We start from the raw sequence: 23233 nt of genomic DNA, 5'->3' as shown, positions 1-23233 counted from the left end.
AAGAAATGCGAACCGCCCGACCCAAAAGTAATCACACAGAAAAGGGTTCCAGAATAAAGCTGGCAACCAAGAATCTGGATGCTTACTATGACGATTTTAAAGCCCTGAAAAACATCAATTTGAAAATTTTGGCTAATACCGTAACGGCTTTTATTGGTCCTTCAGGCTGCGGAAAATCCACTTTGTTGCGCGCTTTTAACCGCATGAATGATGGCATTGATACTTTTAAATTGGAAGGTGAAATCAAGTTTGATGGGAAAAGCATCTATGATCCGTCTGTGAAAGTGGAGGAACTCAGAAAAGCAGTGGGCATGGTTTTCCAAAAACCTAATCCGTTTCCCAAGTCTATTTTTGAGAATGTAGCCTACGGGTTGAAAATTCAGGGCATTAAGGATAAAGATTTCATAGAAGAACGTGTCATAGAATCGCTGAAGCAGGCTACTATTTACGAGGAAGTTAAAGATGATTTGAATAAACAGGCTTTGGCACTTTCAGGGGGGCAGCAGCAGCGAGTTTGCATTGCAAGGGCGCTGGCTGTAAAACCATCTGTGTTGTTGATGGATGAGCCAACCTCCGCATTAGATCCTATTTCGACGGGAAAAATTGAGGATCTGATCTATAGTCTTCGAGAAAAATATACGGTAGTTATTGTAACCCATAACATGCAGCAAGCCGGGCGGGTGAGTGATAAAACGGCTTTTATGTATATGGGTGAACTCATTGAATACGGGGACACCAAGAAAATTTTCACAAATCCTGATAAAGACCGAACTCAAAACTATATTACCGGAAGGTTTGGATGATGAAGGAAACCGAAACGATCAATATTACCCAGGAAGAAAAGGAAAGTATGTCGCATTTAGATACAGAACTTAAAATATTGAAAGAAGATGTTTTAGAGCTCATGCATCTGGTGAAAACCCAATTGGATAAATGCAAAACCGCACTGCTTGAGTTTGATCTGGAATTAGCGGAGGAAATCAACCTAAATGAGAAAAGGGTAGATGCAATGGAGCTAAAGATAGACCGCGACTGCGAGAATATCCTTGCTTTGTTTAACCCGGTTGCTATTGATTTGCGGTTCGTACTCGCTGCTATAAAAATCAATTCCGATTTAGAAAGGCTGGGTGATCATGCCAACAGCATGGCGAAGTATATACTGGAATTAGATGAAAGTATTGACCAAAGCCTGATCGAGGAAATGCAGGTCGATATCATGTTTGATACGGCCACGGAAATGTTGCACAATGTGTCAAATGCATTTATCAAAGAAGACACAGGTATAGCAAGAAAGATATTTTCAATGGATAAAACTTTAAATAAAATCCACCAGGAGTCTTCAGCTCGCATTCAGGCCCTCAACGAAGAAAAAAAACCTAATTTGCAGATGTTACTTTACCTTTTTTCGATGATCGGTAAATTGGAAAGAGTTGGGGATCTCTCAAAAAATACCGCCGAAGAAATCGTTTTCTATATTGAAGCAAAAGTTTTAAAGCACAAAAAAACTCAGCCTGATAAGTAGCACACTGAGCCTGGATCAGGATTGATCCATCCCGGATATTGCGGGACACGATAAAATAAATCAGCACAAAAGTATCAGCACATAATCCTATGAATTCACTACGTTTTGTAGTCATGGCAGGCATTTGTCTAGTCATGACCTTATCTATCTCATCCGTCCGGGCGCAGGAACAAACTTCCACCCCGGGTTCTTTTAGTGGCACAGTTTACTCCGATTACTACTGGGTAGCCCAAAATCATGATGAAAGTATAGTAAATGAAAACGGGGTTTGGTTTCGCCGCATATATTTCACCTATAACCGCGACATTGCTTCTGGTTTTTCAACACGATTGCGGTTGGAGATGGATAGTGACGGTAGTTTTTCCGATCAAGCCATGAAGATGACACCGGTCGTAAAAGACGCTTATCTAAAGTGGAAAAAGGAGGAACATGAAATTGTAGCGGGGATTTCCGGAACACCCACTTGGGGCGTGATAGAAGATGTCTGGAGCTACCGGTCAGTAGAAAAGAGTCCCCTTGACTTATTCGGGATGGGCAGTTCCAGGGATTTGGGATTGTCTTTTAAGGGAAGCTTGTTGCCCAAAGGCTCACTGAATTATCATTTTATGGTAGGTAATGGAAACAGTAACCGCGCTAATGAAATCAACCAAGGAAAAAAGTGGATGCTTTCCTTAGGCTATGAACTCTCAGAAGATTTATTAGTAGAAATTTATGGAGACTATGACGACCGCATTGGGAGCAGTGACCGGTATACGCTGCAACTATTTGGGGCTTATGAAACAGACACATTTAGCCTGGGCGCTTTATATTCCCGACAAACCCGGCAAAATGCAATACCTGCCGGAGACCTGGACGTTCAGCTGGCCTCGGTTTTCAGCCACTTTGATATTGCCGGTAAAACCCGGGGCTTTTTGCGCTTAGATCACGCTTTTGATGGCATACCCGGCACGGATGACAATGACTACTTACCCATTTCATCGACTACATCTTCTACCTTTCTTACGTCAGGAGTAGACTATACTCTGGCAGAAGGAATCCATCTTCAACCCAATGTAGAAATGGTGATTTACGGAGAAGATGCCAATGGAATCTCCCCTGATACGGATATCATTCCTAGAATAACCCTTGCTTATCGTTTCTAACAACTCGGTGTAAACGGACACAGAGATTATGGTTAATAAACGGCTAAAATTTTAAAACAAGCAACTCCTGAAATCAGCTCCTGAACGAAGGGGAGAGTAAATAACAGGTCATCCTGAGGGGCCCCGAAGGATCTACAAAAGTGTGAACAGGAAAACCCCGGAAGATACTTCACCACCGGCTGTCGGTTCAGCATGATTTACTCACCGGCTCTTTAATACACCGGATAGGTTCAGTTTGTGGATGGGGATGAGATAGGAGGAAAGCATCTCATCTTTGTGGATACCCAATTCCCCGGTCCCGCGAAAATCGACCATGCATACTTTTTCGGCGGTTTGGACCACTTCACCAATCCCGTAATACTCCGGGCTGGGGCCGTAATAAACCAAGTCGCCGGTGCGCAGGGTGTTTTTTGCCCGCCGATGATAGGGTAGGATCACCGGGAGGAGGTCAAGCCGATATGAAAGTCTGCGTTTTTTTGAGAGTGCCATCACTCTTGCTGCTTTTGATGAATGCTGATTGTTCGTTCAGAATCCGAAAGATGTGAAATTTTTATCCAAATCGCTTCCTCCGGAATTAAAGAATTTATTTTCTCGGGCCATTCAACCAGGCAAATGCCCTCTGCATAAAAGTATTCTTCAGCGCCAATTTCAAGGGCTTCCTGTTCATTTTTTAACCGGTAGCAGTCAAAATGATAGATAGGAACAGATCCCGGATATTCATGAATCAAGGTGTAGGTTGGTGAACTTACAGCTTCAGGTTCTATTCCAAAATAAGAAGCCACGCCTTTTACAAAATGGGTTTTTCCGGAACCCAAATCTCCGTTCAGACATACCACATCTCCGGGTTTTAATTCCCTGCCGAACTCAAAACCAATTTGGATAGTTTCTTCTACCGATGAGCTTTTAAACTGTTCCACGTTATTTCGGTTTTAAAGTGGCTACCGGTAAAATCACTTCTTCCATCGAGGCGCCTCCATGCTGGAAAGTATCGCGATAACGATTTTGGTACCGGTGGTAGTTTGTGGGGTATACGAAGTAATAATCTTCCCGGGCAATCATATAATTATTAATCGCTCCGATTTTAGGCAGCCTATATTGCTCAGGGTCATCCATGAAAATTACGGCTTCAGATTCATCAGCCTTCAGATTGCGGCCGTACTTATAGCGGAGGTTAGTTGCGGTGTCTTTATCTCCATAAACTTTGGTATCTCGCAGGGCACGTACGGAACCGTGATCGGTCGTAATTACCAGGGTGACATTTTCTTTGGCAAGTCCTTTAAACATTTGAAGTAAAGAAGAGTGTTGAAACCACGCTTCGGTTACGGATCTAAATGCGGATACATCCGGTGCCAGTTCCTTGATGACGTCTGAGTCGGAGCGGGAGTGAACAAGCGTATCCACAAAATTAAACACAAAGGTAGCCAGCCTGGATTGTGCATAACTCTGGATTTTATCGGCTACTTTACGTCCGGCCTCGGCGTTCAGTATTTTTTCATATTTGAAGTTGATATCGATGCCATGTCGCTCCAATTGTTTTTTCAGTAATTCTTCTTCATGCCGATTCAAAGACGATTCATCCTGCCCTTGATTCCATAGTTCAGGATACATGCGCTCGATCTCAGATGGGTACAATCCGGCAAAAATAGCGTTCCGCGAATAAGGAGTAGCTGTTGGCAGAATGGAATAATAGAAGTCGGTATCGATGGAAAAATAATTAGAGAGAAAGGGCTCAAAAATCAGCCATTGGTCATAACGCATACAATCAATAATGAAAAACATGACATGTTCATCTTTCCCCAGACGGGGATTAACATATTTCTGAAAAATATCGGGAGATAAGGTTGGGCGATTCTCTTCCTTACTAACCCATTCCCTGTAATCATGGTCAAGAAATTTTCCAAATTCCTTATTTGCCTGATTAAACTGATCGTCAAAAACCTGAACCAGCCCCTCATCTCCGGAGCCCAAATCTATTTGCCAATTGGTGAGTTCTTTATAAATATCTATCCACTCTTTCCAGTGGGTGCCGGGGTGGATACGAGAAGAAAGTTCATTGAATTGACGCAAGTATGTTTGAGCTGATTTTTCAGACTGAATACGACCGCGCTCTAATAATCGTTTGGTAGTCAATAAAATTTGGTTGGGGTTGACAGGCTTGATAAGATAATCTGAAATTTTACCTCCGATAGCATCTTCCATGATTGACTCTTCTTCACTTTTGGTGATCATTACCACAGGAAGGGAAGGCTGTAAGGCTTTTATTTTTTCGAGAGTTTCAATGCCCCCCATACCCGGCATTTGCTCATCCAGATATACGATATCAAATGGTTCGGATGCAATCAGGCTCACGGCATCATCACCATTTGTAACCGGGGTGATTTCAAATCCTTTTTTCTCTAAAAAAATAATATGTGATTGCAGATGATCGATTTCATCATCTGCCCAAAGTATTTTTGGCATGTAATTTTCTTTCTTGGTTAAATTTGCCTTAAAATGAACTTTTCTGAGACTCTCCACGCGTCTGTAAGACTTTGAAGCGTTCGGAGCCGATGCAAAATAATAGCAGTGCTCCCAAGACCACGGGATGCTGAGAGCTTGCCCTTAAATTAAGTAAATAATCAGTGTGGTGTTTTAGTGGAATCCTCAAGGGTAATGTATGGTCGGATATTTTCCAGCCGCTTTTCACCAATTCCTTTTACGTTAACCAGCTCATCGATAGAATCAAAACCTCCGTTTTGCACGCGATATTCAATAATTCGCCGGGCATATACTTCGCCAATTCCCTTTAAGGATTGAAGATCAGCACTTGTAGCGGTATTGATATTAATTTTTCCGGTTGATGCTTTTACTTCTTCTTGTTCCAATTGTACAACCGGTTCTTCATTATCGGTAGTTTGGGAGTCAGTAACTGTTAAAGTTGGATTATATTTTTGTTCCTGTTCTTTTTCTTGTTGTTTGATGAGGGCACTGCGCTTTTCAAACTCTGCTGTTATTTCATTATAACGCTCTTGACTGAAATTGTAGGTTTTTTGAACAAACAAACTCAAAGAGAATATAACAGCTAAAACTACCAGCAATACGGTAAATGCGATCCGTTCATTTTTGGAGATCTGGAGTTTTTCAATCCAGAAAAAAGTCCTGCGTTTTAGATTATTGAAATTCATAATCCCAAATATGGCTCAGAAGGTTTAAAAACTCAAAATTAATTAACCTCTTGTTTCCCATTGATGGAAGTGGGAAGTTTGACAAAATTTCATTTATGACTGCAAGCCACATATTTACATATCAAAATCAGGAAATTACCTACCGGAAGATAGGCGAGGGAAAGCCGTTGGTTATTCTCCATGGCTGGGGCAGCAATAAGCGGGTGATGATGCCGGTTGCCCAAAACTTGGCTCATCTCCGAACTTCATATGTGCTCGATCTACCAGGATTTGGTGATTCCCCGGAACCTAAACATGCCTGGTGTATTGACGACTATACCGATGCCATACAGGCTTTTATACAGTCGCTGGAAGAAGAAAGGGTGGATGTATTGGTGCATTCTTTTGGAGGGCGAATCATGTTGAAATTATGTGCCCGTGACTTTGGAAAAGCTCATATTGATAAAGTGCTGATCACCGGGGGGGCCGGAATGAAGCCGAAACGCTCCATAAAATTCTATCTTAAAAAATACACGGCCAAAGTTTTGAAAGCCCCGTTTTTAATCTTACCCGGGTCACTTCGCGAAAAAGCATTGGCGTGGCTGAGAAGTACCAAGCTCTGGAAGAGCCTTGGTTCAAGCGATTACAGTAAACTCAGCGGAGTGATGAGGGAAACCTTTGTGAAATCAGTGACGGAATACCTGGAATCAACCCTCCCGAATATTCCCCACGAAGTGCTTTTGCTGTGGGGGCAAAATGATGAAGCCACCCCGATCTATCAAGCCGAACGTATGGAAAAAGGAATTGAAAATGCGGCATTGGTGATTATAAAAGATGCCGGCCATTATGCGTTTCTGGATAAACCCAAGCAGTTTGCGAGGATTGCAGAAGCTTTTTTTAAAGGGTGAATACAGAACTCAGGACTCAGAACCCAGAATATGGGATTCTGAATCCTGAGACGTGAGTCGGTGAAAACTCTAACTCCCACTTCACCCCAAGCTCCTCAATTTCCAATCCTGCATTCAGCAAGCTTATACCAACTTTCTGAGCCTTTTTGCTGCTTTTGTCTCCCCGGTGACCATAAATAGGGTCGTCAATAATCGGGTATCCCCATTGCTCTAAATGAAGCCGGATTTGGTGGGTGCGTCCGGTTTTAGGAAGGCATTTTATGAGGGCTGAGTTTTCTCTCCGGGATACAACTTCAAAATGCGTAATGGCTTCTTTGGCGTGGTTCAACCCTAATTTACTTTCAAATACAAAACCATTTTTACGGCGAATGGGGGAATCGATTGTAACAGAATCTTCAGAAGGAATTCCTGAAACTAAGGCATAATAGGTTTTTTCAACTTTGCCTTCGCTAAAACAGATCATCGCTTTTTGAGCGAAGGATTTGTTTCGGGCAAAGAGTACCAGTCCGGAAGTCACAGAGTCGAGCCGGTGAACAATGCGCAAATCAACAAATCCCTTTTCCTCGAGTATTTTAGTGAGAGAGTTTTTATTAAACCTTCCACCCGGGTGCATAGGCAGCGGAGCGGGTTTATAGACGATCAGGTAATCATTGGTTTGTTTAAGAACTTGAACTTCATCGGGAACAGCCGGTTCAATTACTTTGGGGTTATGATGGTATATTTCATCCTGAAGTTTAAGCTCATAACCCGGGGGTACTTCCTTCCCGTTTACGCCCACATGACCGGCTTGAATCTTGGACTCCCAGACTTTTGGGCCGTGAAAAGGGAATCGGGTATGCATCAGGTTGAGCAGCGTATTCCCTTCAAATGCTGACTTCACCTTAAACCGGTAGGTAAGGGAGTAGGGTTCTACAATACGAACTTTACGAGCTTCCAACAGTACGTTCCTTGAAATCCTCTCCGAAGTAATTATACCATTTTCGGAATGGTTTAAACGCATTTTCGGGGTCAAAAGGCCGTTTGTATTCACTTTTTCTGCACTCTTCGCTGCAACATCCTTCCATTTTATGGGCCCCTTCTTCCGAGCAGACAAACAGTTTATTGCATTCCATATTCGCACAGTTGATGTAGGTATCTGCCGGCTTGCCGGTAATTTCGCACCGGGCTATAGGCTCTAAATCATCAGGGTTAACCGGAACCACAAGCCGGTCATCAAAAACAAAACATTTTCCTTGAAAGTGCTCTCCACCTTCTTCATGCGCATATTTAAGGATACCGCCGTGTAGTTGATTTACATCATCCCAGCCTTTCTCTTTCATCAGTACAGAGAATTTTTCGCAACGAATACCGCCGGTGCAATACATCAGTACTTTTTTGTCTTTGGGGATGTCAGCTTCATCCAGCCATTGCGGAAAATCGTAGAAATTTTCAACATCAGGTTGTAAGGCCCCCTTAAAGTGTCCGATTTTAGATTCGTAATTATTACGAACATCGATCATCACATAGTCTTCACCCGATTCCATTACATTTCGCCATTCATCCGGCGCCAGGTAATTTCCGCCGTTTTTGGGATCCACATCTTCTACATGAAGTGCTACAATTTCCTCTCGTACTTTACAGGTTAATTTTGGAAAAGGAATATAGTCACATTCTTCTTGCTTAAATTCAGTATCGTCAAACCCCGGTAACGACCATAAATAATTTTTGTATTCTTCAATCTGCTGTTCGGTTCCGGCTGCAGTGCCATTTATGCCCTCTTCAGATATATATATTCGCCCCTTTAGCCCAATTTCCTGACAGAATTTTTTGTGGGTTTTACAGAACCGATCCGGATCTTCTATCGGCTGAAAGTTATAGTAAAGAATTACTTGAAACATTTTTCACTTAAATTGTAGCGTTCGTTATTTTCGAGCCTTAAAGTTAAGCAAAATCCAAACAATGCATAAGTGCTGTCGTCAAATAAAAAGGTTTAGTTCCATCCTGTTTATGGCTTTGATGTTTCTCCCGGCATTGGCAGTTGGGCAGGTTATTCCCGACCAATCAAGACTGCTTGAGATCCAACACGCCTATCAACGGGGGGAGATTGATTTAGAAGCGGCAGCGCGGGAACAAATCCGGCTTTTATATGAGCCGTCAAATATAGTTGGGGAAGAAAAAGTGATTGAGAAATGTGCAGCTCCGGCATTTATGTTTTTGCATCAGCATAAGGATGAGCTCACCCAACAAACATTAAATAAAATTGAGGAGTATCAAACAGCAAGGCTCAAGTCAAGAAGCAAAATGGTTGATGAGAGCTACATTTCACCGTCCGGGAAATTTGAGATTTTTTATTATACCTCCGGAGACAGCGCTGTATCACAAACCGATGATGATGGAAATGGCGTACCCGACTATATTGACCGGGTGGCTGAATCGGCAGATTCATCCTATCGGCATATGGTGCAGACAATTGGCTTTTCTGATCCAATCCCAAGCGGGACTAGTTACAAAGTTTATGTAGAAAATGATTTGCCTCAAGGCGCTTATGGGTACACTTCAACTTCATCAAGTTCCCCGGGGGGCACATATATTGTTATCGAAGCTGATTTTGATGGGTTTCCGGAGAATACTCATCCTGATGGAGATCAAACAGGTGCTATTTATGCCACCATGGCCCACGAGTTTAAGCATGCGATTCAATACGAACAGAATCGTTGGCAGTCACCTTCCGGAGGTTTTGATTGGTCTGAAATGGATGCTACCCTTATGGAAGAGGTAGTTTATGATGACGTGAACGACTACTATAATTATATTAAAAATGGGGTGTATTCCGATAACCCAAATTCAAATTCTATTTTCTTTGCACCTAATCTAAGCACTCCGGGAGCTTATTATCATGTAAGCTGGATGATTTTTTATTGGGAAGCTTTTGGTAACGATTTATGGAGAAATGTTTGGCAATTGATTGAAGAAGGATATGATGTAAACAATCATCTGAGTATAGACGAGGCCTTACTTAACTCCCTTCCGGATTATGCAACTAATTTTAAAACCACCTTTGTTCAAAATCATTTATGGCACTTTGCATCAGGTCCAAGAGCCGGAAATGATGATTACGGGTTTGAGGAAAAAGAATTTTATCCCTACTCAAATGTAGATGCTTCATTTACTTTGGTTCCTGAGCAAGGTGTCCAATTAAGTAGTATCAGCAAATTGGCAGCCCGCTATATTGAAGTTATACCATCTTCTAACGATTTAGGACTGATTGAAGTGGCAGTGGATTTTGACAGTTCGCAGGTTGGTTTGGGGCTGCTTTTCTATATGAAAAACGGGGAGATGCTTGAATTGTTAGATACCGGTGAAAATAAAGCTCAAGTATATGTTCCATCAGAAATTAACTGGAGTGAGATTAATAAATTAGGGGTAGTGGTTACGAATTATGACAACAGTACCACAACGCGAAATTTAACGCTGCAATTTGGGAAGTCCGGAAACCCGGTAAATATCAAAGATCCTAAGTACAAAGATATTCCAGATGCCATTAAGGTTTACCAAAATTATCCGAACCCTTTTAATCCGAGTACAAATATAACTTTTGAGCTTCCAAGATCGGCGAGGGTTAAGCTGGAGGTCTATGATATCACCGGAAGGAAAGTTCAAACCCTTGTAAATGGGAATCTTGATTTAGGTTCGCATTCTATTCCCTTTAATGCAGATGATTTGAGTTCCGGCGTTTACATTTATCGTTTGAGCATTGATGATATGGTGTTTACAAAAAAGATGACATTGGTTAAATAGTGTTATAGTGCTGAAGTGTCTAGGTGTTACAATGTTACGGAATATCAGATGCCGTAACATTGTAACACTATCGCACTATAATTATCATCTAGCCGGTAAAATTTTCCCCCTGACCTCTCCAAAACCAACCTTATAACCTTTGCCTTGGGCAAATCCGGTCATGATCACTTCATCGCCATCTTCAAGGAAGGTGCGTTCTTCGCCGGAAGTAAGTTTTATGGGTTTGGTTCCTTTCCAGGCAAGTTCAAGCAAACTCCCAAATGAATGTGCTTCGGGGCCGCTGATAGTCCCGGAACCATAAAGATCACCGGGCTGAATATTGCAACCGGTGATGGTATGGTGTGCCAACTGTTGAGTCATGCTCCAATACAAATTCCGGAAATTGGAGGAACAGATCATTTGAGGAATATCCGTTTGTTCGGTTTTCAGGAATACCTCCAGGTTAATATTAAAAGTCGTTGGTTTTTCCTGAAAGAGATAGTCCAACGGCTTGGGATCCTGGGCAGGGAGTTCTGCGCGGAACGGCTCGAGTGCTTCCATAGTGACGATCCACGGTGAAATTGAAGTCGCCCAGTTTTTTGCAAGAAATGGCCCCAATGGCTGATATTCCCATTTTTGAATGTCACGGGCACTCCAGTCATTAACCAAAACCAACCCAAAGATATGATCCTTTGCTTTATCCACGGGAACAGGCTCTCCCAGATTATTGCCGGGACCGGTGAAGAACCCCACTTCTAATTCAAAATCTAATAAGCTGGAAGGCCCAAATACAGGCTCTTCAGCATCCTGTGGAATAATTTGGCCTTTTGGACGATGTAAGCTGGTTCCACTGATCACAACTGAACTGGCTCGTCCGTGGTACCCAACCGGCAAATGTTTCCAGTTTGGCAGCAGGGCATTTTCAGGATCGCGAAACATGCTACCTACATTTCGGGCATGCTGTTCCGAAGAGTAAAAATCAGTGTAATCCCCTATTTGGACAGGAAGCACCATTTCTGCTTCCTCCCGCTTTTTAAAGACACGCTCCCGAAGTGATGCATCATCTCTCAGGCGGGGATTATTCTCCGAAAGCAATTTCTGAAGTGTTGTTCTGGCTTCGATCCATGCCGGTTTACCAAGACTCATAAAATAATTCAAGGTAGAGTCTTGAAATACAAATTGATTATTCAATTCAGGCCCATCAAAAAGACCTTCTTCATCCAGCACAAACAAATCAACAATAAACTCGCCAATGGCTGAACATAAATGGATTTCTCCATCCGTGGTTTGATACGCTCCATAAGGTAAATTCTGGAGGGGAAAATGAGAGTCTGTCGGTACGTCGATAAAAGCTTTGAGCATCTTGGCAAGTGATTGGCACTTTTTAGGGTTGGTGGATTATAACAAACCTGACTGTTTGGTGAAATCTTAAAATATGGCGGGGTTATCGAATTAGCAGGAAAATTGCTTATTTGCTTGTTTTAGCATTTATTTCATCTAATATTACGAAAAAACAGTTACGGCAGGTTATGACGAAATCGGAGGTACTAAAAAAATTGGCTACTGAGCTTGATTTGACGCAAGCAGATACGGAAAAACTATATGATTCTTTTGTGGAAGGGTTAACCAAGCTTCTTTCTAATGATAAAGGATTTACTTTACCCGGGTTAGGCAGTTTTCATGCGGAGGTGCGCCCCGAACATAAGTCATATAACCCTCATTATGAGCAAATGATGCTTATCCCACCCAAAAAAGTGGTCCATTTTAACCAAAGCAGTACGCTTAAGGATAAAATAAATGAGGCTGCTGATGAGTAATAAAGTCACATATGCTGAAATTATTGAAGCTCTTTCCGGTGCTACCGGCTTCAGCAAACAGAAAAGTGAGGCTTTTTCAAAGGCATTGATTGCCCGGATTAAAGGGGAGCTTCAGGAAAATGGAAAAGCTTCGATTACGAATTTTGGAAGCTTTAAAGTAAAAGAGGTAGCTGAGCGACAGGGACAAAATCCCCAAACCGGTGAACCCATTATTATTCCGGCGCATAAACGTGTTTCTTTCACACCCTATAAAGCACTCCGTGAAGAGGTAAATGCTGCGTATGCATACCTTGAATCGGAATTAATTGAAGAAAAGGAAAAACCGGTTCAGGCATCACCTGAACTTCCGAAAACGGAATCGGAGCCGGAACCAAAGCCGGAATCAGGTGAGAAGTCAGAAAAGAAGCCTGAGCAGGAATTTGAATCGGTATTTGAAACCGAGTCAAAAGAGGGACCAGAGCTGAATGTGGAGAGGGAGGCAAAACCGAAACCGGAAGTATTTGCACCTAAAGCCAAGCCCAGGGAACGAACCAAAGGGAAAAATACCGGTCTGATTATGGTAGCGATATTGACTTTGTCAATAGTGGCTATTGGGTCTATTTGGTTTTTGCTGAGTTCGGACGAGGAGGAATTGGCTTCAGAACAATCTGCGGTAGAACAATCTCAGGATCCGGACGCTGCTGCTGAAGTTGAAGAAGTGGTAGACGAAGGTGGTGAGGCAGAAGAAATCGTGCCTGAGGAAGAAGAATCGGAACCTGAAGAAGTAACAGAGGCGTCTCTGCCCTCATCGGAATCAGTTGCCCCGAAACAGTCTGAGAATGTAAATGCGTATACGGTAAAAGAAGATGAATGGTATTGGGTCATTGCCAGAAACGCATATGGGAAGCCGTATTTTTGGCCTCTTATTTTTGAACATAATTTCACTACAGATACTCATCCGGATTCACTTGAAAAGAATGTAGAATTAGGAGTTCCTGTATTAGAAGGCACGGCAGAAGCACCAACAAAAGGCGACTACCGTAAGCTTGCATCAGCCGCCAAAATGGTTTCGGAGGCATATCAGAAGCATGGCAGAACCGATAAGGCAGAAGAATATGCTCGTTTTGCACGAAGATGGGAACGAGCAGGAATGTAGGCTGGTCGATCTGTTTTGGAAAGGTGGGCAAAGTTGGCGTTACATAGTCACTAAATCCAGCAGAATGGTATCAGCAATTTTCAGCCCTTCTTTTGTTAATTGAATTTGTTCCCCGGTTTTAGCTTTTCCTTCTTCCTCTAATTTTTGGAGACAGAGGTGCTGCCCGGAATTAAACTCAAAGTCATAACGGGATTTTAGTTCTTTTTTAGAGACTCCTTTCTTAGTCCTTAAACCCAGCATTAGGCGCTCTTCGGCCAAAGCAGATAAATTCAGATGCTCAGGTTCAAAAGGCCTCTCCCAGCCTTGGCTCAAATAGGATTTGAGGTTTGCTTCATTACTCCAGCGCTTGGCCGACAGTTTATTTTCATCCCACCAAAATGAATGAGCGCCGGGCCCCAAACCCAAATAATTCACATGATTCCAGTAATTCGAATTATGAACCGCTTCGCTGCCGGGTTTTGCATAATTGCTTACTTCATATTGCTGAATACCGGCTGTTTCAAGCTTATCCACTACTAAATCGAAATGATCGGAGACGGTGTCATCTTCCGGTGGTAGAATTCGCCCCAATTTTACTTGCTTGCCCAGGCGTGTTTGTGGCTCAACAGTTAATGAATATGCTGAGATATGAGGCGGATTGAATTGCAGCAGGGTGTCAATGTCTTTTTCGAGTGAAGAGAGGGTTTGTCCGGGATTCCCGTAAATCAAATCAGTTGTAAAAACCTTAAACGCGGAGGCTTCCAGGATTTCGAGGCAGGCCAATGCTTCTTCAGAAGTGTGTGCCCGGTGCATGAAATCCAGCAAATCCGGATCAAAGGTTTGAACCCCCATGCTGGCGCGGTTAATTCCGGAGGATTTCAATCCTGATAAATAGTCTTTAGTTACATCATCCGGATTCATTTCCAGCGTAATCTCTTCAAGCTCCAAATCAAAGACAGTTCTAATGGCGTCAAGGATGGATTCCACTTGTTTGGGGGAGAGGAGAGATGGAGTGCCGCCGCCAAAATATATGGTGCGAACCGGGTCTTTGGTGAAACGGGTGTCTTTTTTGTGATGAATTTCTCTAAGGAGCTCATCCACAAAATCCTGTTTATGTTGCTGACGGGTTACGAAATAAAAATCGCAGTACGAGCAGGCTTGTTTGCAAAAAGGAATATGGATGTAAAGACCGCTCATAGGGGAATTTTGAATTAAAAATTATGGATTTTGAATTGTTCTAATTCAAAAATCCATAATTCAACATTTCCAATTACTTATTATAAAAAGGATTTTCGTCGTATTGATCTTTTTGCTGGTAAGCGCGGGAATATTTTATGTAATTAGTGGCATATTTCGGAATGGAAGCCAGCTCTTCTTCCGTCAGCTTGCGGGTTTGTTTGGCGGGTGAGCCCATATACATGTACCCGCTTTCCAGTGTTTTTCCGGGAGGAACAAGTGAGCCTGCGGCTATTATCACATCGGATTCTACCACCGCTTCATCCAAAATGGTCACATTCATTCCAACCAGTACGCGGTCGTGAACCGTACACCCGTGCACAATGGCTCCGTGCCCTATCGTAACTTCATTCCCGATAATAGTCGGACCGGTTTGGTTCATCACGTGGATGCACACGTTATCCTGCACATTACTTTTATCTCCAATTTGGATGTAATTGACGTCGCCACGGATTGTAACATTAAACCAGATGCTGCTTTCTTTTCCAATAGTAACATCACCGATGATATCAGCACTCGGAGCAACAAAAACAGTTTCATCAAATTGAGGACTGCTCTTTAAAAATTCGTAGATCATGGATACAGGATTGGTGAGAGTGTATTTTTACAAAGGTAGGGAGAAAAGGGATTCAATATCCAATAGGCAATGTTGAATGCTAAATTTTGAATGTTAAATAAACTGCTCATTTAACATTCAAAATTTAAAATTATTAATTAAAACAGTCCTTCACTTCTTAAACTCACAAAATCATACCCGGCGATAATCACATGGTCATCAACAGGAATCCCAAATATTTTTCCACATTCGGCGATGCGCTTGGTGAGCTGGATGTCGGCAGTGGAAGCTTTGTTATGCCCGGAGGGATGGTTGTGGACTAATACGATGGAGTTGGCTTCGTTAAGAACGGCCTGCCGCATAACCTCGGCTGTATCCACGATGGTGGCTGTTTTTCCGCCGTTGCTGATCTTTGAAAAACCCATCAGCTTTTTGCTGTTATTCAGAAAGCCGACGATGAAAGTTTCTTTGGTGAGATGACGAAGTTTTGGCGCAAAGTAGGCATTCACATCTTCGGGAGAAGTGATCTGGATTTCTTCTCCCAGTGACGCTACCTGCAGGCGTCGGGCAAGTTCAAAGGCCGCCTCCAGCGTGATGGCTTTTACTTTGGCGATGCCGGGAATCACCTTTAAGGCTTGCCAGTCTTTGCGCACTAGGTTATGCAACCCTCCAAATTGATCAAGCAGGGCTTTGGCGGTGTCAATCACATTCAGTTTTTTGGTGCCCGTGCGGATTAGGATAGCAAGGAGTTCGGAGTCAGAAAGGGAGTCGGCTCCATAATTCATAAGTTTTTCCCGGGGCTGCTCATCGGGGAGCATATCTTTGACAGTGCGCTTATGGAAGTTTTCTACGGAGAAGGATTCTTCAAAGTTCATGGCTCTAAGTTTGTTTTATTCTTTCTTAGTTAGAGCGATGAAAAACGGATTCCTTACACATTATTTTTCAGATGAGTGATTATTTATTCTTTAGGATTATGGGTCTCTGCTAACCTCTGCGTCAAACTCCGCGAGAAAAAAAGAGTAAGATTCGACCAAATGTTTCACGCAGAGGCTCGCAGATGAAACGCGGAGTTGCGCGGATGACCACAAAACAGTTCAACGTTGGAAGTTCTTTGCTGGAAGTGCGATGTTCTACTCCGTCCCACCCATCAGCGGTTCGTTAAAGGCGCGGATGCTGGAATTAGGCAGTCCTTCCGGATAATTATCCTTGACCATTTGGAAGGCTTCGATAACCATTTCCAGATGCATTTCTTTGGAGTTTTGGTAAAAAGATTGGGCATGTTCGGAAAGTTTGGGTTTTCCGTGGAGCGGCTTGTCACTCACACAAAGGAGAGTAGCGTGCGGGATGCGATAACGAAATCCATTAGTGGCCACAGTAGATGACTCCATATCAATAGCTACGCTTCGGCTCTGGTGAATTTCTTCCACCGACTTTGCCTTTGAGAACTCCCAGTTTCTGTTAGCCGTGGTGTAAACCGTTCCGATACGGTGTTCCATCTCATGCTGGTCGAGCACTTCTTTTAGGTAGCGGTTCAGGATATAATTTGGAGAGATGGGGATTCCGATCGGAAATAAATCATCCAGTACTTTATCGGCTCGATAGTACCCGTTAGCCAAAACAAAATCTCCAATATCCTGGTGATTTCTCAATCCCCCGCAATGCCCAACCATTACCATGGCATCGGAACGGAGTACGCCCACATGATCGGTAATAGTTTTAGCGTTTGAAGGGCCCACTCCAATATTGACTAAGGTAAGGCCGGAGTTATTCTCTAATACATGGTGGTAAGCCGGCATTTGAACATCTGCTCTTGAAGGTTTTTTGCAGTCCGGAAATTTCTCGAGGAATACATCCACGTGCATATCATAGTTTGTGAAAAGAATATATCGCTGGAAATCCTCAGGCTTGGTTCCGGTGTAATGTTGGAGTCGGTCAAGTGATATATCAATTCGTTCAGCCCGGAAAAGAAATAATTTCTTTTGGGTGATATCCCATTCGTTTTCATCCAGATTGTCAAAAAGTTCAGGGTTATTTAATGGCAACACTTCACGAGAAGGTTTGATAAAAACGGTAGCACCGTTAGCTACAAGTCGTTCTATCTCACGTTTCAGGTACCACCGGTAGGCTCTGGGTTGGGCCAGTTCTCCATCAATCACAGGATTATGTTTACTCCACGTACGTTCCACAATCATTTTGGGATATTTCCCGGAGGCATAAATTTCTTCCATCAAATCGCACGCTTTATCAATAGCTTTTTTAAGTTCTTCTTCCGAAGAAAATTGATCTTTAACTAACTTGAGCGTATCTGACATAATGAGTAGCCGTGATTTTACTTTTACAATTGAACCGTGGGTCACCACGAATGAAGAGCTCAAATATACGACGAAAATTTTCAAACTTTTAAGCCGGGGCATGAAATTAGAGTCGGAAGATCTTTCGGCTGTGTTTTCTATTATTGATGCACCGGATTGGATGAATGTGATTCCGCTCACACCCAATAACGAGATCGTTTTGGTGGAGCAATATCGTTATGGCATTGAGCAGCCAACCCTGGAACTTCCGGGCGGGATGGTAGATCCGGGAGAAATGCCGGAAGAAACTGCAAAACGCGAATTATTAGAAGAAACAGGGTACGAAGGAAGTGATTGGGAATATTTGGGGAAAGTGAGTTCAAACCCGGCTTTCCTTGCAAATTATACGCATTTATACGTAGTTAAAAACTGCCATAAGGTTCAGGAGCAGAATTTGGATGGTAACGAGCGTATTAATGTACACACAATGCCGCTGGATGATTTTTTAGAAATGGTGAAAGAGGGTACGGTTCATCATTCATTGGTAGTGGCCGCCGTGGCTAAGTTTTTGCTGTGGAGAAGGTAAATCGACTTGTGGAGCCGATAAGGTTTCATCTTTTTTATGATTTAAGGGTATCGAAAAATTCGAGACTTTCATCAATCAAATAAATCCCACTGATCAATAAATCAGATATGGAATAAGCTGAAACCGAACGATTCCCTCCTTACTTTTAGTTATCACAATCCTTAACCCAAACGAAATTTAAATAACTTATCATATGATTGAGACCGGAGCCAAAGCCGATTTTGACTTTACAATAAAAGCTGTTCAAAACGGAGAGGAAAAAAAGATTAATTTTAAAGATTTGCTAGATAAACCGACTATTGTATCCGTATATATGAAGAACAATACCAGCGGTTGTGATCGACAAACGAAAGATCTGGCTGATGAGGCAGAATGGTTTGCCGACAAAGGGTATAATTTAGTGGCCATAAGTAAAGACACCTGCGGGTCTCATAAGAGATATGCAAAGAAGCAGGGAATCGACTTCACGCTTGTTTCAGATCCGGAATATAAATTTGGTGAAGCCACGGATTCCATTGTTCAGAAAAAAATGTTTGGCAATGAATATGAAGCACCTTCACGTTCGGCCTTTGTTATTGATACAGATGGTACTATTTTGGGAATTGTCGAAAAAGTAAATACCAAAGACCACGCCGGAGAGTTAAAAGAGCTGGTCGAACATTTGAAATAATTACCCCTATTGCATGAAAAGTCTCGTAATTGTAGAGTCACCTACAAAAACTAAAACCATTAAGAAATACTTACCTGATGGGTATGTAGTGGACTCTTCCATGGGTCATATTCGGGATCTCCCGTCTTCTGCTAAAGAAATACCTGCCAAGTATAAAAAAGAGAGTTGGTCTAATTTGGGCATTAATGTAGACGATCGTTTTGATCCGCTCTATGTGGTTCCTTCTTCGAAAAAGAAAGTGGTAACCCGGCTCAAAAAATTACTTAAAGATGCCGATGAATTGATTTTGGCTACGGATGAAGACCGGGAAGGAGAAGCAATTTCATGGCATTTGATGGAAATCCTAAAACCTAAGGTTCCGGTAAAACGGATGGTGTTTCGTGAGATTACCAAAGAAGCGGTTTTGAATGCTCTGGAAAATACACGAGATATCGACATGAATTTAGTTCACGCACAGGAAACGCGACGTATTTTGGATCGCCTGGCCGGATATACCGTATCACCGCTGCTGTGGAAAAAGATATCCCCGGGATTATCTGCCGGAAGAGTACAATCGGTAGCGGTTGAGTTTTTGGTGGAACGAGAACGCGAACGCATGAAATTCAAAAGTGCGACCTATTATGATTTGAAGGCGCAGCTTCACAAAGAAGGTGACAAGGATAAGTTTGATGCTGACCTTACTCATCTCAACGAGAAGCGTTTGGCCAGTGGTAAAGATTTTGATGAAAACACCGGAAAGCTTAAAAAGCCGGATTCCGTTGTTCTGCTGGATGAAGATAAAGCCAAAGGACTGGTTGATGACCTGAAAGAAGCCAAATGGTCAGTCATTAATGTGGATGTGAAGACACAAAAGCGAAATCCGGCCCCTCCATTTATTACTTCTACCCTGCAGCAGGAGGCCAACCGTAAGTTTGGATTTTCAGCCAGGGATACCATGAGTGTGGCTCAAAAATTATATGAAAAAGGCTTTATCACCTACATGCGTACCGATTCCACACAGCTATCCGGTCAGGCCATTGGTGCTGCCCGCGATGCAGTGACGGAAGAATACGGCGAAGAATATCTGTTTGAACGCGTTAGAAATTACAGCAAAAAAGGGAAGTCGGCACAGGAAGCTCACGAAGCAATTCGCCCGTCGGGGTCAAGATTTGTGAAGCCTGATAAAGCCGGATTGCGTGATCGCGAATTCAAATTATACGATCTGATCTGGAAGCGAACCATTGCTACTCAGATGGCTGAAGCAGAACTGGAGTTCACCAATGTGACCATCCGCGCTACAAATAATGGAACAGATGCAGACTTTAGGGCTGGTGGTAAAAAGATCTTATTCCCGGGCTTTTTTCGTGCTTATGTTGAAGGAAGTGATGATCCGGAAGCTGCGCTGGAAAATCAGGAAAATTTTCTTCCCTCAATGAGCGAAGGTGATTCAACTGCTTTGGACGACCTTAATTTTGTAAGCCACGAAACCAAACCACCGGCACGTTTTACGGAAGCGACTTTAGTAAAGGAATTAGAAAAAAGAGGAGTAGGACGCCCGAGTACCTATGCCTCTATCATCAGTACAATTCAAGATCGCGGATACGCAAAAGGCGATGGAAAAACATTGATTCCTACCTTTACCGCTTTTGCAGTTTCCTCACTTCTTGAAAAACATTTTCCCGACCTGGTGGACAGTGACTTCACTTCTTTATTGGAAGATAAACTGGATGCCGTAGCTGCCGGAACACAAGATCCGGTACAGTATCTTGAGGATTATTATAAAGGGGAGAATGGTTTGAAAGCTAAAGTGGATACTCAAGAGGATAAAATTGATCCTCAGGAAGCAAAGCTTTTGGACTTACCGTTGGATGGTTTAGAGGGGATTAAAGTAGCAGTAGGACGATTTGGCCCCTATGCCCGCATGGAAAAAAACGGAGAGGATGTAACCACTTCCTTGCCGAATGATATGGATCCAAGTGATATTACCCTGGAGAAATTGGAAAGCCTTATTAAAATGTCAGAGGAAGAAGATAAGCCTATTGGCAAAGATCCTGAAACCGGTGAACCCATCTTTTTACTTTCCGGCCGATATGGCCCTTATGTACAGCGTGGGGAAGTGACGGAAGAAAATAAGAAGCCGAAGCGGGTTTCTTTACTCAAGGATATGAAGCCGGAAGATGTTGATCTGGAATTGGCATTAAAACTGCTGGAACTTCCAAGGCCGTTGGGTGATCATCCTGAAACAGGTAAAGTGGTGAAGGCCGGTGTAGGCAGATATGGTCCGTTTGTAGTTCATGACGGGAAGTTTAAATCTATTCCCAAAGCTGAAAGCGTTCTTGATATTGAATTAGATCGGGCGGTGGAGTTACTTGCTCAAAAATCAAAATCCAACAGGGGTAGTAACGAGATTAAAGACTTGGGGAAACATCCGGAAACTGATAAACCAATTAAAGTTATGACCGGTCGATACGGCCCTTATATCAAGCATGGGAAAAAGAATATCAGCTTGCCGAAGGGCGAAACTCCGGAAGACTTTACCATGGATAAAGCCGTTGATTTGATTAAGGAAAAAGGGAAGTAGATCACGTAATAACGAAGTGGTCGTCTGGAGTGTGCTACCGAAAGATCTTCACATGCTTTTAAAGCAACATGCAGAAGTGATCTCGTGAAGATTCTTCGAAAGTGTCCTCAGAATGACAGTGGGTTTTAATTTTTTTTTGTAGATTTATATTCATTACTGTCAATAACATAAAGACAGCTTTAAAATCCCATGGAAAAACGAAGCGACTTTTACTTCAAGTATCCGCCTAATATTCACGAACTGGATTTGGCTACGATGGTGAATATGTATCGCAGTCGGGGTGAACCGCGCAAAGCCGGGCCGGGGCAACAGCTTGCATGTGCCCATAGCGGACATTTGCTGCGTGAGGCCAAGTGGTGGTTTGGCTTATACTATTCTCAAAAAACCTGGGATGATTTACTTACCAAAGGAAGTGAAGGTTTCCCCCTTACCGATATTGAATTGAACGTGCTTGGCTTGGTTTATGTAAGTGACGAAGAACCGCCTCACCGTGAATATGTAGAAAAGAATTCAGGCGTTACGGAGAAACTTGCTTACTTGATTGTAAATGATCTTCGGTCTTTCGGTTTTTTGGATGAAGATGACAGCGGTTTTTTGCGTATCCCGCCCCGAGGGGAGAAAGCCCTGCATGGAATTGCCCGGCGCATTTACGAAAAACGCTTTATGCCCGAAATGCTTAAAACCTTTACACCAACCGACGAGCCAAAAATTGAGCAGGCTCAAAAAGAAGATAAAGAGCAGACCAGCTTATTTTAGATGAGTAGATCTTGAAGTCATTTGAGTACAAGGATATTGAATATAAGTTCAGCAGATATCCCAAAACCACCAACAAATCCTTAAGGGCCTGGAGTGCAGCAGAAGAACACGTTCTGCTGAAGCTGGAAGAAGAGCGTCTCAACTCTAAAACTATTGCTGTTTATAACGACAGGTTTGGCTTCCTGAGCTGTGTATTGAATAAGTATGAGCCGTTGACTGCAATCGAGAGGAAAAGTCAACAGAAGTCTATTGAACAAAATATGGTTCTTAATAATCTGCATTGGAATTCTGACCGGCAATTTTCCCCTCTCTCCTCACTACCTGAGAAGGTAGATATTGGAATTATAAATATTCCCAAAACGCTCGATCTATTTAGGTTTTACCTAAATCAGCTTTCGGAATCACTGACTGAAGATGGAATTGTAATTTGTTCATTCATGACGAAATACTTTTCTCCCCAAATATTATCCATTGCCGGAGATTTTTTTGAAGATGTTGAGCAAAGTCGGGCCCGAAAAAAATCTCGTGTATTGGTGCTTAAAAGGAAGAAAAAAAAACCGCCCGAAGTCCTGCTTAATTCTATTTTGTATTCCTTTGATGAAGAGAATAGGGAAGAGCTGAAGCAATATTATGGAGTGTTTTCCGGGGGAAATATTGATTATGCTACTCAGTTTTTAATTGAACACCTTGACCCGAAATTCGAGGATAAAAAGGTGTTGGACATGGCTTCAGGTAATGGAGTGATAGCACGTGCTCTTCAGCTTAAAATCCCTGATGCGGAAATTCATTTGATGGATGATTCTGTACTGGCAATTGAATCTTCAAAGCTGAACCTTGATTCTGAAAACACTTACCATCACTGGGATGATACGCTTGAGAATTTAGCCAAAGATTCCTTTGACTTGGTTGCATCAAACCCCCCGTTTCATTTTGGGCATGAGACAAATATTGAGGTTTCCATTAAATTGTTTCAGGAAGTTGCGGAAGTATTAAAACCGGGCGGACGGTTTATTTGTGTTGCCAATCAGCATTTGAATTATAAAACGCATCTGGACAAGATCTTTAAGACGGTTGAGGTGATTGCTCAAAATGAGAAATTTATTCTTTATAAAAGCCTTAAATAGCGTTAAAGATATATTTTCAGCTACTTTCAATACTTGTAAAGATTCCTCAATA

At 42.6% G+C, this 23233-nt stretch carries 23 protein-coding genes; 12 read left to right on the top strand and 11 right to left on the bottom strand.

The features are described from left to right. The first annotated feature begins 5 nt into the window (after positions 1 to 5). The 3 genes from pstB (at position 6) to HUJ22_RS10685 (ending at position 2664) form a co-directional block, all read left to right on the top strand. Positions 6 to 803: a phosphate ABC transporter ATP-binding protein PstB gene (gene pstB, locus HUJ22_RS10695; RefSeq protein ID WP_366871100.1), complete on the top strand. Its 798-nt coding sequence runs from the start codon at positions 6 to 8 to the stop codon at positions 801 to 803. Then, positions 800 to 1522 carry a phosphate signaling complex protein PhoU gene (gene phoU / locus HUJ22_RS10690; protein ID WP_290877160.1) on the top strand — a complete coding sequence of 241 codons (723 nt, stop codon included), beginning with the start codon at positions 800 to 802 and terminating at the stop codon, positions 1520 to 1522. Before pstB ends, phoU begins: the two co-directional genes overlap by 4 nt. 89 nt (positions 1523 to 1611) lie before the next feature. Beyond that, positions 1612 to 2664, top strand: coding sequence for a hypothetical protein (locus HUJ22_RS10685; RefSeq protein WP_290877157.1), 1053 nt, complete (start codon positions 1612 to 1614; stop codon positions 2662 to 2664). A 201-nt stretch (positions 2665 to 2865) separates the two neighbouring features. Here HUJ22_RS10685 and HUJ22_RS10680 read toward each other — a convergent pair whose 3' ends face one another. The 4 genes from HUJ22_RS10680 to HUJ22_RS10665 all read right to left on the bottom strand — a co-directional run bounded on the left by HUJ22_RS10680 (position 2866) and on the right by HUJ22_RS10665 (position 5828). Continuing rightward, positions 2866 to 3153 carry a hypothetical protein gene (locus HUJ22_RS10680; RefSeq protein ID WP_290877155.1) on the bottom strand — a complete coding sequence of 96 codons (288 nt, stop codon included), beginning with the start codon at positions 3151 to 3153 and terminating at the stop codon, positions 2866 to 2868. Continuing rightward, a complete protein-coding gene (tsaE, locus tag HUJ22_RS10675; protein WP_290877152.1) occupies positions 3153 to 3581 on the bottom strand; it encodes a tRNA (adenosine(37)-N6)-threonylcarbamoyltransferase complex ATPase subunit type 1 TsaE in 429 nt (142 codons plus the stop codon). Before tsaE ends, HUJ22_RS10680 begins: the two co-directional genes overlap by 1 nt. 1 nt (position 3582) lies before the next feature. After that, entirely contained in the window at positions 3583 to 5124 is a 1542-nt protein-coding gene (locus HUJ22_RS10670; RefSeq protein WP_290877149.1) for a response regulator, read from the bottom strand. A gap of 158 nt (positions 5125 to 5282) precedes the next feature. Then, positions 5283 to 5828, bottom strand: a complete 546-nt coding sequence (locus HUJ22_RS10665) for a helix-hairpin-helix domain-containing protein (RefSeq protein ID WP_290877146.1) — start codon at positions 5826 to 5828, stop codon at positions 5283 to 5285. A gap of 95 nt (positions 5829 to 5923) precedes the next feature. Between HUJ22_RS10665 and HUJ22_RS10660 the strand changes: the two genes are divergently transcribed. Next, entirely contained in the window at positions 5924 to 6715 is a 792-nt protein-coding gene (locus HUJ22_RS10660; protein WP_290877143.1) for an alpha/beta hydrolase, read from the top strand. A 16-nt stretch (positions 6716 to 6731) separates the two neighbouring features. Here the strand turns inward: HUJ22_RS10660 and HUJ22_RS10655 are convergent, their stop codons facing one another. Both HUJ22_RS10655 and HUJ22_RS10650 read right to left on the bottom strand, forming a co-directional pair. Further along, positions 6732 to 7652, bottom strand: a complete 921-nt coding sequence (locus HUJ22_RS10655) for an RNA pseudouridine synthase (RefSeq protein ID WP_290877140.1) — start codon at positions 7650 to 7652, stop codon at positions 6732 to 6734. Beyond that, positions 7639 to 8592, bottom strand: a complete 954-nt coding sequence (locus HUJ22_RS10650) for a rhodanese-related sulfurtransferase (protein ID WP_290877137.1) — start codon at positions 8590 to 8592, stop codon at positions 7639 to 7641. Before HUJ22_RS10650 ends, HUJ22_RS10655 begins: the two co-directional genes overlap by 14 nt. Before the next feature lie 61 nt (positions 8593 to 8653). Between HUJ22_RS10650 and HUJ22_RS10645 the strand changes: the two genes are divergently transcribed. Beyond that, a complete protein-coding gene (locus HUJ22_RS10645; RefSeq protein WP_290877134.1) occupies positions 8654 to 10492 on the top strand; it encodes a T9SS type A sorting domain-containing protein in 1839 nt (612 codons plus the stop codon). An 84-nt stretch (positions 10493 to 10576) separates the two neighbouring features. Here HUJ22_RS10645 and fahA read toward each other — a convergent pair whose 3' ends face one another. Next, positions 10577 to 11833, bottom strand: coding sequence for a fumarylacetoacetase (fahA, locus tag HUJ22_RS10640; RefSeq protein ID WP_290877131.1), 1257 nt, complete (start codon positions 11831 to 11833; stop codon positions 10577 to 10579). 167 nt (positions 11834 to 12000) lie between these two features. On the opposite strand from fahA, the gene HUJ22_RS10635 reads away from it, so the two are divergent. Continuing rightward, complete coding sequence (locus tag HUJ22_RS10635; protein ID WP_290877128.1) at positions 12001 to 12288, top strand: HU family DNA-binding protein; 288 nt, start codon at positions 12001 to 12003, stop codon at positions 12286 to 12288. Continuing rightward, entirely contained in the window at positions 12281 to 13423 is a 1143-nt protein-coding gene (locus tag HUJ22_RS10630; protein ID WP_290877125.1) for an HU family DNA-binding protein, read from the top strand. The genes HUJ22_RS10635 and HUJ22_RS10630 overlap by 8 nt, the downstream gene beginning before the upstream one ends. Before the next feature lie 39 nt (positions 13424 to 13462). On the opposite strand, the gene hemW is transcribed toward HUJ22_RS10630, so the two are convergent. From hemW to HUJ22_RS10610, 4 genes are all read right to left on the bottom strand, one after another. Then, positions 13463 to 14599, bottom strand: a complete 1137-nt coding sequence (gene hemW, locus HUJ22_RS10625) for a radical SAM family heme chaperone HemW (protein WP_290877122.1) — start codon at positions 14597 to 14599, stop codon at positions 13463 to 13465. Between the two features lie 73 nt (positions 14600 to 14672). After that, a complete protein-coding gene (locus HUJ22_RS10620) occupies positions 14673 to 15215 on the bottom strand; it encodes a gamma carbonic anhydrase family protein (protein WP_290877119.1) in 543 nt (180 codons plus the stop codon). A 137-nt stretch (positions 15216 to 15352) separates the two neighbouring features. Further along, a complete protein-coding gene (gene radC, locus HUJ22_RS10615) occupies positions 15353 to 16069 on the bottom strand; it encodes a DNA repair protein RadC (RefSeq protein ID WP_290877116.1) in 717 nt (238 codons plus the stop codon). Between the two features lie 255 nt (positions 16070 to 16324). Then, a complete protein-coding gene (locus HUJ22_RS10610) occupies positions 16325 to 17506 on the bottom strand; it encodes an AMP nucleosidase (RefSeq protein WP_290877113.1) in 1182 nt (393 codons plus the stop codon). A 100-nt stretch (positions 17507 to 17606) separates the two neighbouring features. Between HUJ22_RS10610 and HUJ22_RS10605 the strand changes: the two genes are divergently transcribed. From HUJ22_RS10605 to HUJ22_RS10585, 5 genes are all read left to right on the top strand, one after another. Beyond that, on the top strand, positions 17607 to 18071 hold the full coding sequence (locus tag HUJ22_RS10605) for an NUDIX hydrolase (RefSeq protein ID WP_290877110.1): 465 nt from the start codon (positions 17607 to 17609) through the stop codon (positions 18069 to 18071). 193 nt (positions 18072 to 18264) lie between these two features. Continuing rightward, the gene (locus tag HUJ22_RS10600; protein WP_290877108.1) at positions 18265 to 18741 is read left to right on the top strand and encodes a redoxin domain-containing protein; all 477 of its coding nucleotides are present in this window, start codon (positions 18265 to 18267) and stop codon (positions 18739 to 18741) included. 13 nt (positions 18742 to 18754) lie between these two features. Further along, positions 18755 to 21301 (top strand): type I DNA topoisomerase, encoded by a 2547-nt coding sequence (gene topA / locus HUJ22_RS10595; protein WP_290877106.1) that lies wholly within the window; start codon positions 18755 to 18757, stop codon positions 21299 to 21301. A 189-nt stretch (positions 21302 to 21490) separates the two neighbouring features. After that, entirely contained in the window at positions 21491 to 22057 is a 567-nt protein-coding gene (locus HUJ22_RS10590; RefSeq protein ID WP_290877104.1) for a hypothetical protein, read from the top strand. Positions 22058 to 22068: 11 nt separating this feature from the next. Then, on the top strand, positions 22069 to 23181 hold the full coding sequence (locus tag HUJ22_RS10585; RefSeq protein WP_290877103.1) for a methyltransferase: 1113 nt from the start codon (positions 22069 to 22071) through the stop codon (positions 23179 to 23181). Positions 23182 to 23233: the final 52 nt, after the last annotated feature.

This window comes from Gracilimonas sp., from assembly GCF_014762685.1.
In the GTDB taxonomy this organism is placed as follows: domain Bacteria; phylum Bacteroidota; class Rhodothermia; order Balneolales; family Balneolaceae; genus Gracilimonas.
The sequence above is the reverse complement of the archived record's forward strand: the minus strand, read 5'-3'. Positions and strand labels throughout refer to the sequence as shown.

Coding starts and splice junctions, on each gene's coding strand:
- pstB (WP_366871100.1), top strand. CDS start 6: ATGCGAACCGCCCGACCCAAAAGTAATCACACAGAAAAGGGTTCCAGA.
- phoU (WP_290877160.1), top strand. CDS start 800: ATGATGAAGGAAACCGAAACGATCAATATTACCCAGGAAGAAAAGGAA.
- HUJ22_RS10685 (WP_290877157.1), top strand. CDS start 1,612: ATGAATTCACTACGTTTTGTAGTCATGGCAGGCATTTGTCTAGTCATG.
- HUJ22_RS10680 (WP_290877155.1), bottom strand. CDS start 3,153: ATGGCACTCTCAAAAAAACGCAGACTTTCATATCGGCTTGACCTCCTC.
- HUJ22_RS10670 (WP_290877149.1), bottom strand. CDS start 5,124: ATGCCAAAAATACTTTGGGCAGATGATGAAATCGATCATCTGCAATCA.
- HUJ22_RS10665 (WP_290877146.1), bottom strand. CDS start 5,828: ATGAATTTCAATAATCTAAAACGCAGGACTTTTTTCTGGATTGAAAAA.
- HUJ22_RS10660 (WP_290877143.1), top strand. CDS start 5,924: ATGACTGCAAGCCACATATTTACATATCAAAATCAGGAAATTACCTAC.
- HUJ22_RS10650 (WP_290877137.1), bottom strand. CDS start 8,592: ATGTTTCAAGTAATTCTTTACTATAACTTTCAGCCGATAGAAGATCCG.
- HUJ22_RS10645 (WP_290877134.1), top strand. CDS start 8,654: ATGCATAAGTGCTGTCGTCAAATAAAAAGGTTTAGTTCCATCCTGTTT.
- fahA (WP_290877131.1), bottom strand. CDS start 11,833: ATGCTCAAAGCTTTTATCGACGTACCGACAGACTCTCATTTTCCCCTC.
- HUJ22_RS10635 (WP_290877128.1), top strand. CDS start 12,001: ATGACGAAATCGGAGGTACTAAAAAAATTGGCTACTGAGCTTGATTTG.
- HUJ22_RS10630 (WP_290877125.1), top strand. CDS start 12,281: ATGAGTAATAAAGTCACATATGCTGAAATTATTGAAGCTCTTTCCGGT.
- hemW (WP_290877122.1), bottom strand. CDS start 14,599: ATGAGCGGTCTTTACATCCATATTCCTTTTTGCAAACAAGCCTGCTCG.
- HUJ22_RS10620 (WP_290877119.1), bottom strand. CDS start 15,215: ATGATCTACGAATTTTTAAAGAGCAGTCCTCAATTTGATGAAACTGTT.
- radC (WP_290877116.1), bottom strand. CDS start 16,069: ATGAACTTTGAAGAATCCTTCTCCGTAGAAAACTTCCATAAGCGCACT.
- HUJ22_RS10610 (WP_290877113.1), bottom strand. CDS start 17,506: ATGTCAGATACGCTCAAGTTAGTTAAAGATCAATTTTCTTCGGAAGAA.
- HUJ22_RS10605 (WP_290877110.1), top strand. CDS start 17,607: ATGAAATTAGAGTCGGAAGATCTTTCGGCTGTGTTTTCTATTATTGAT.
- HUJ22_RS10600 (WP_290877108.1), top strand. CDS start 18,265: ATGATTGAGACCGGAGCCAAAGCCGATTTTGACTTTACAATAAAAGCT.
- topA (WP_290877106.1), top strand. CDS start 18,755: ATGAAAAGTCTCGTAATTGTAGAGTCACCTACAAAAACTAAAACCATT.
- HUJ22_RS10590 (WP_290877104.1), top strand. CDS start 21,491: ATGGAAAAACGAAGCGACTTTTACTTCAAGTATCCGCCTAATATTCAC.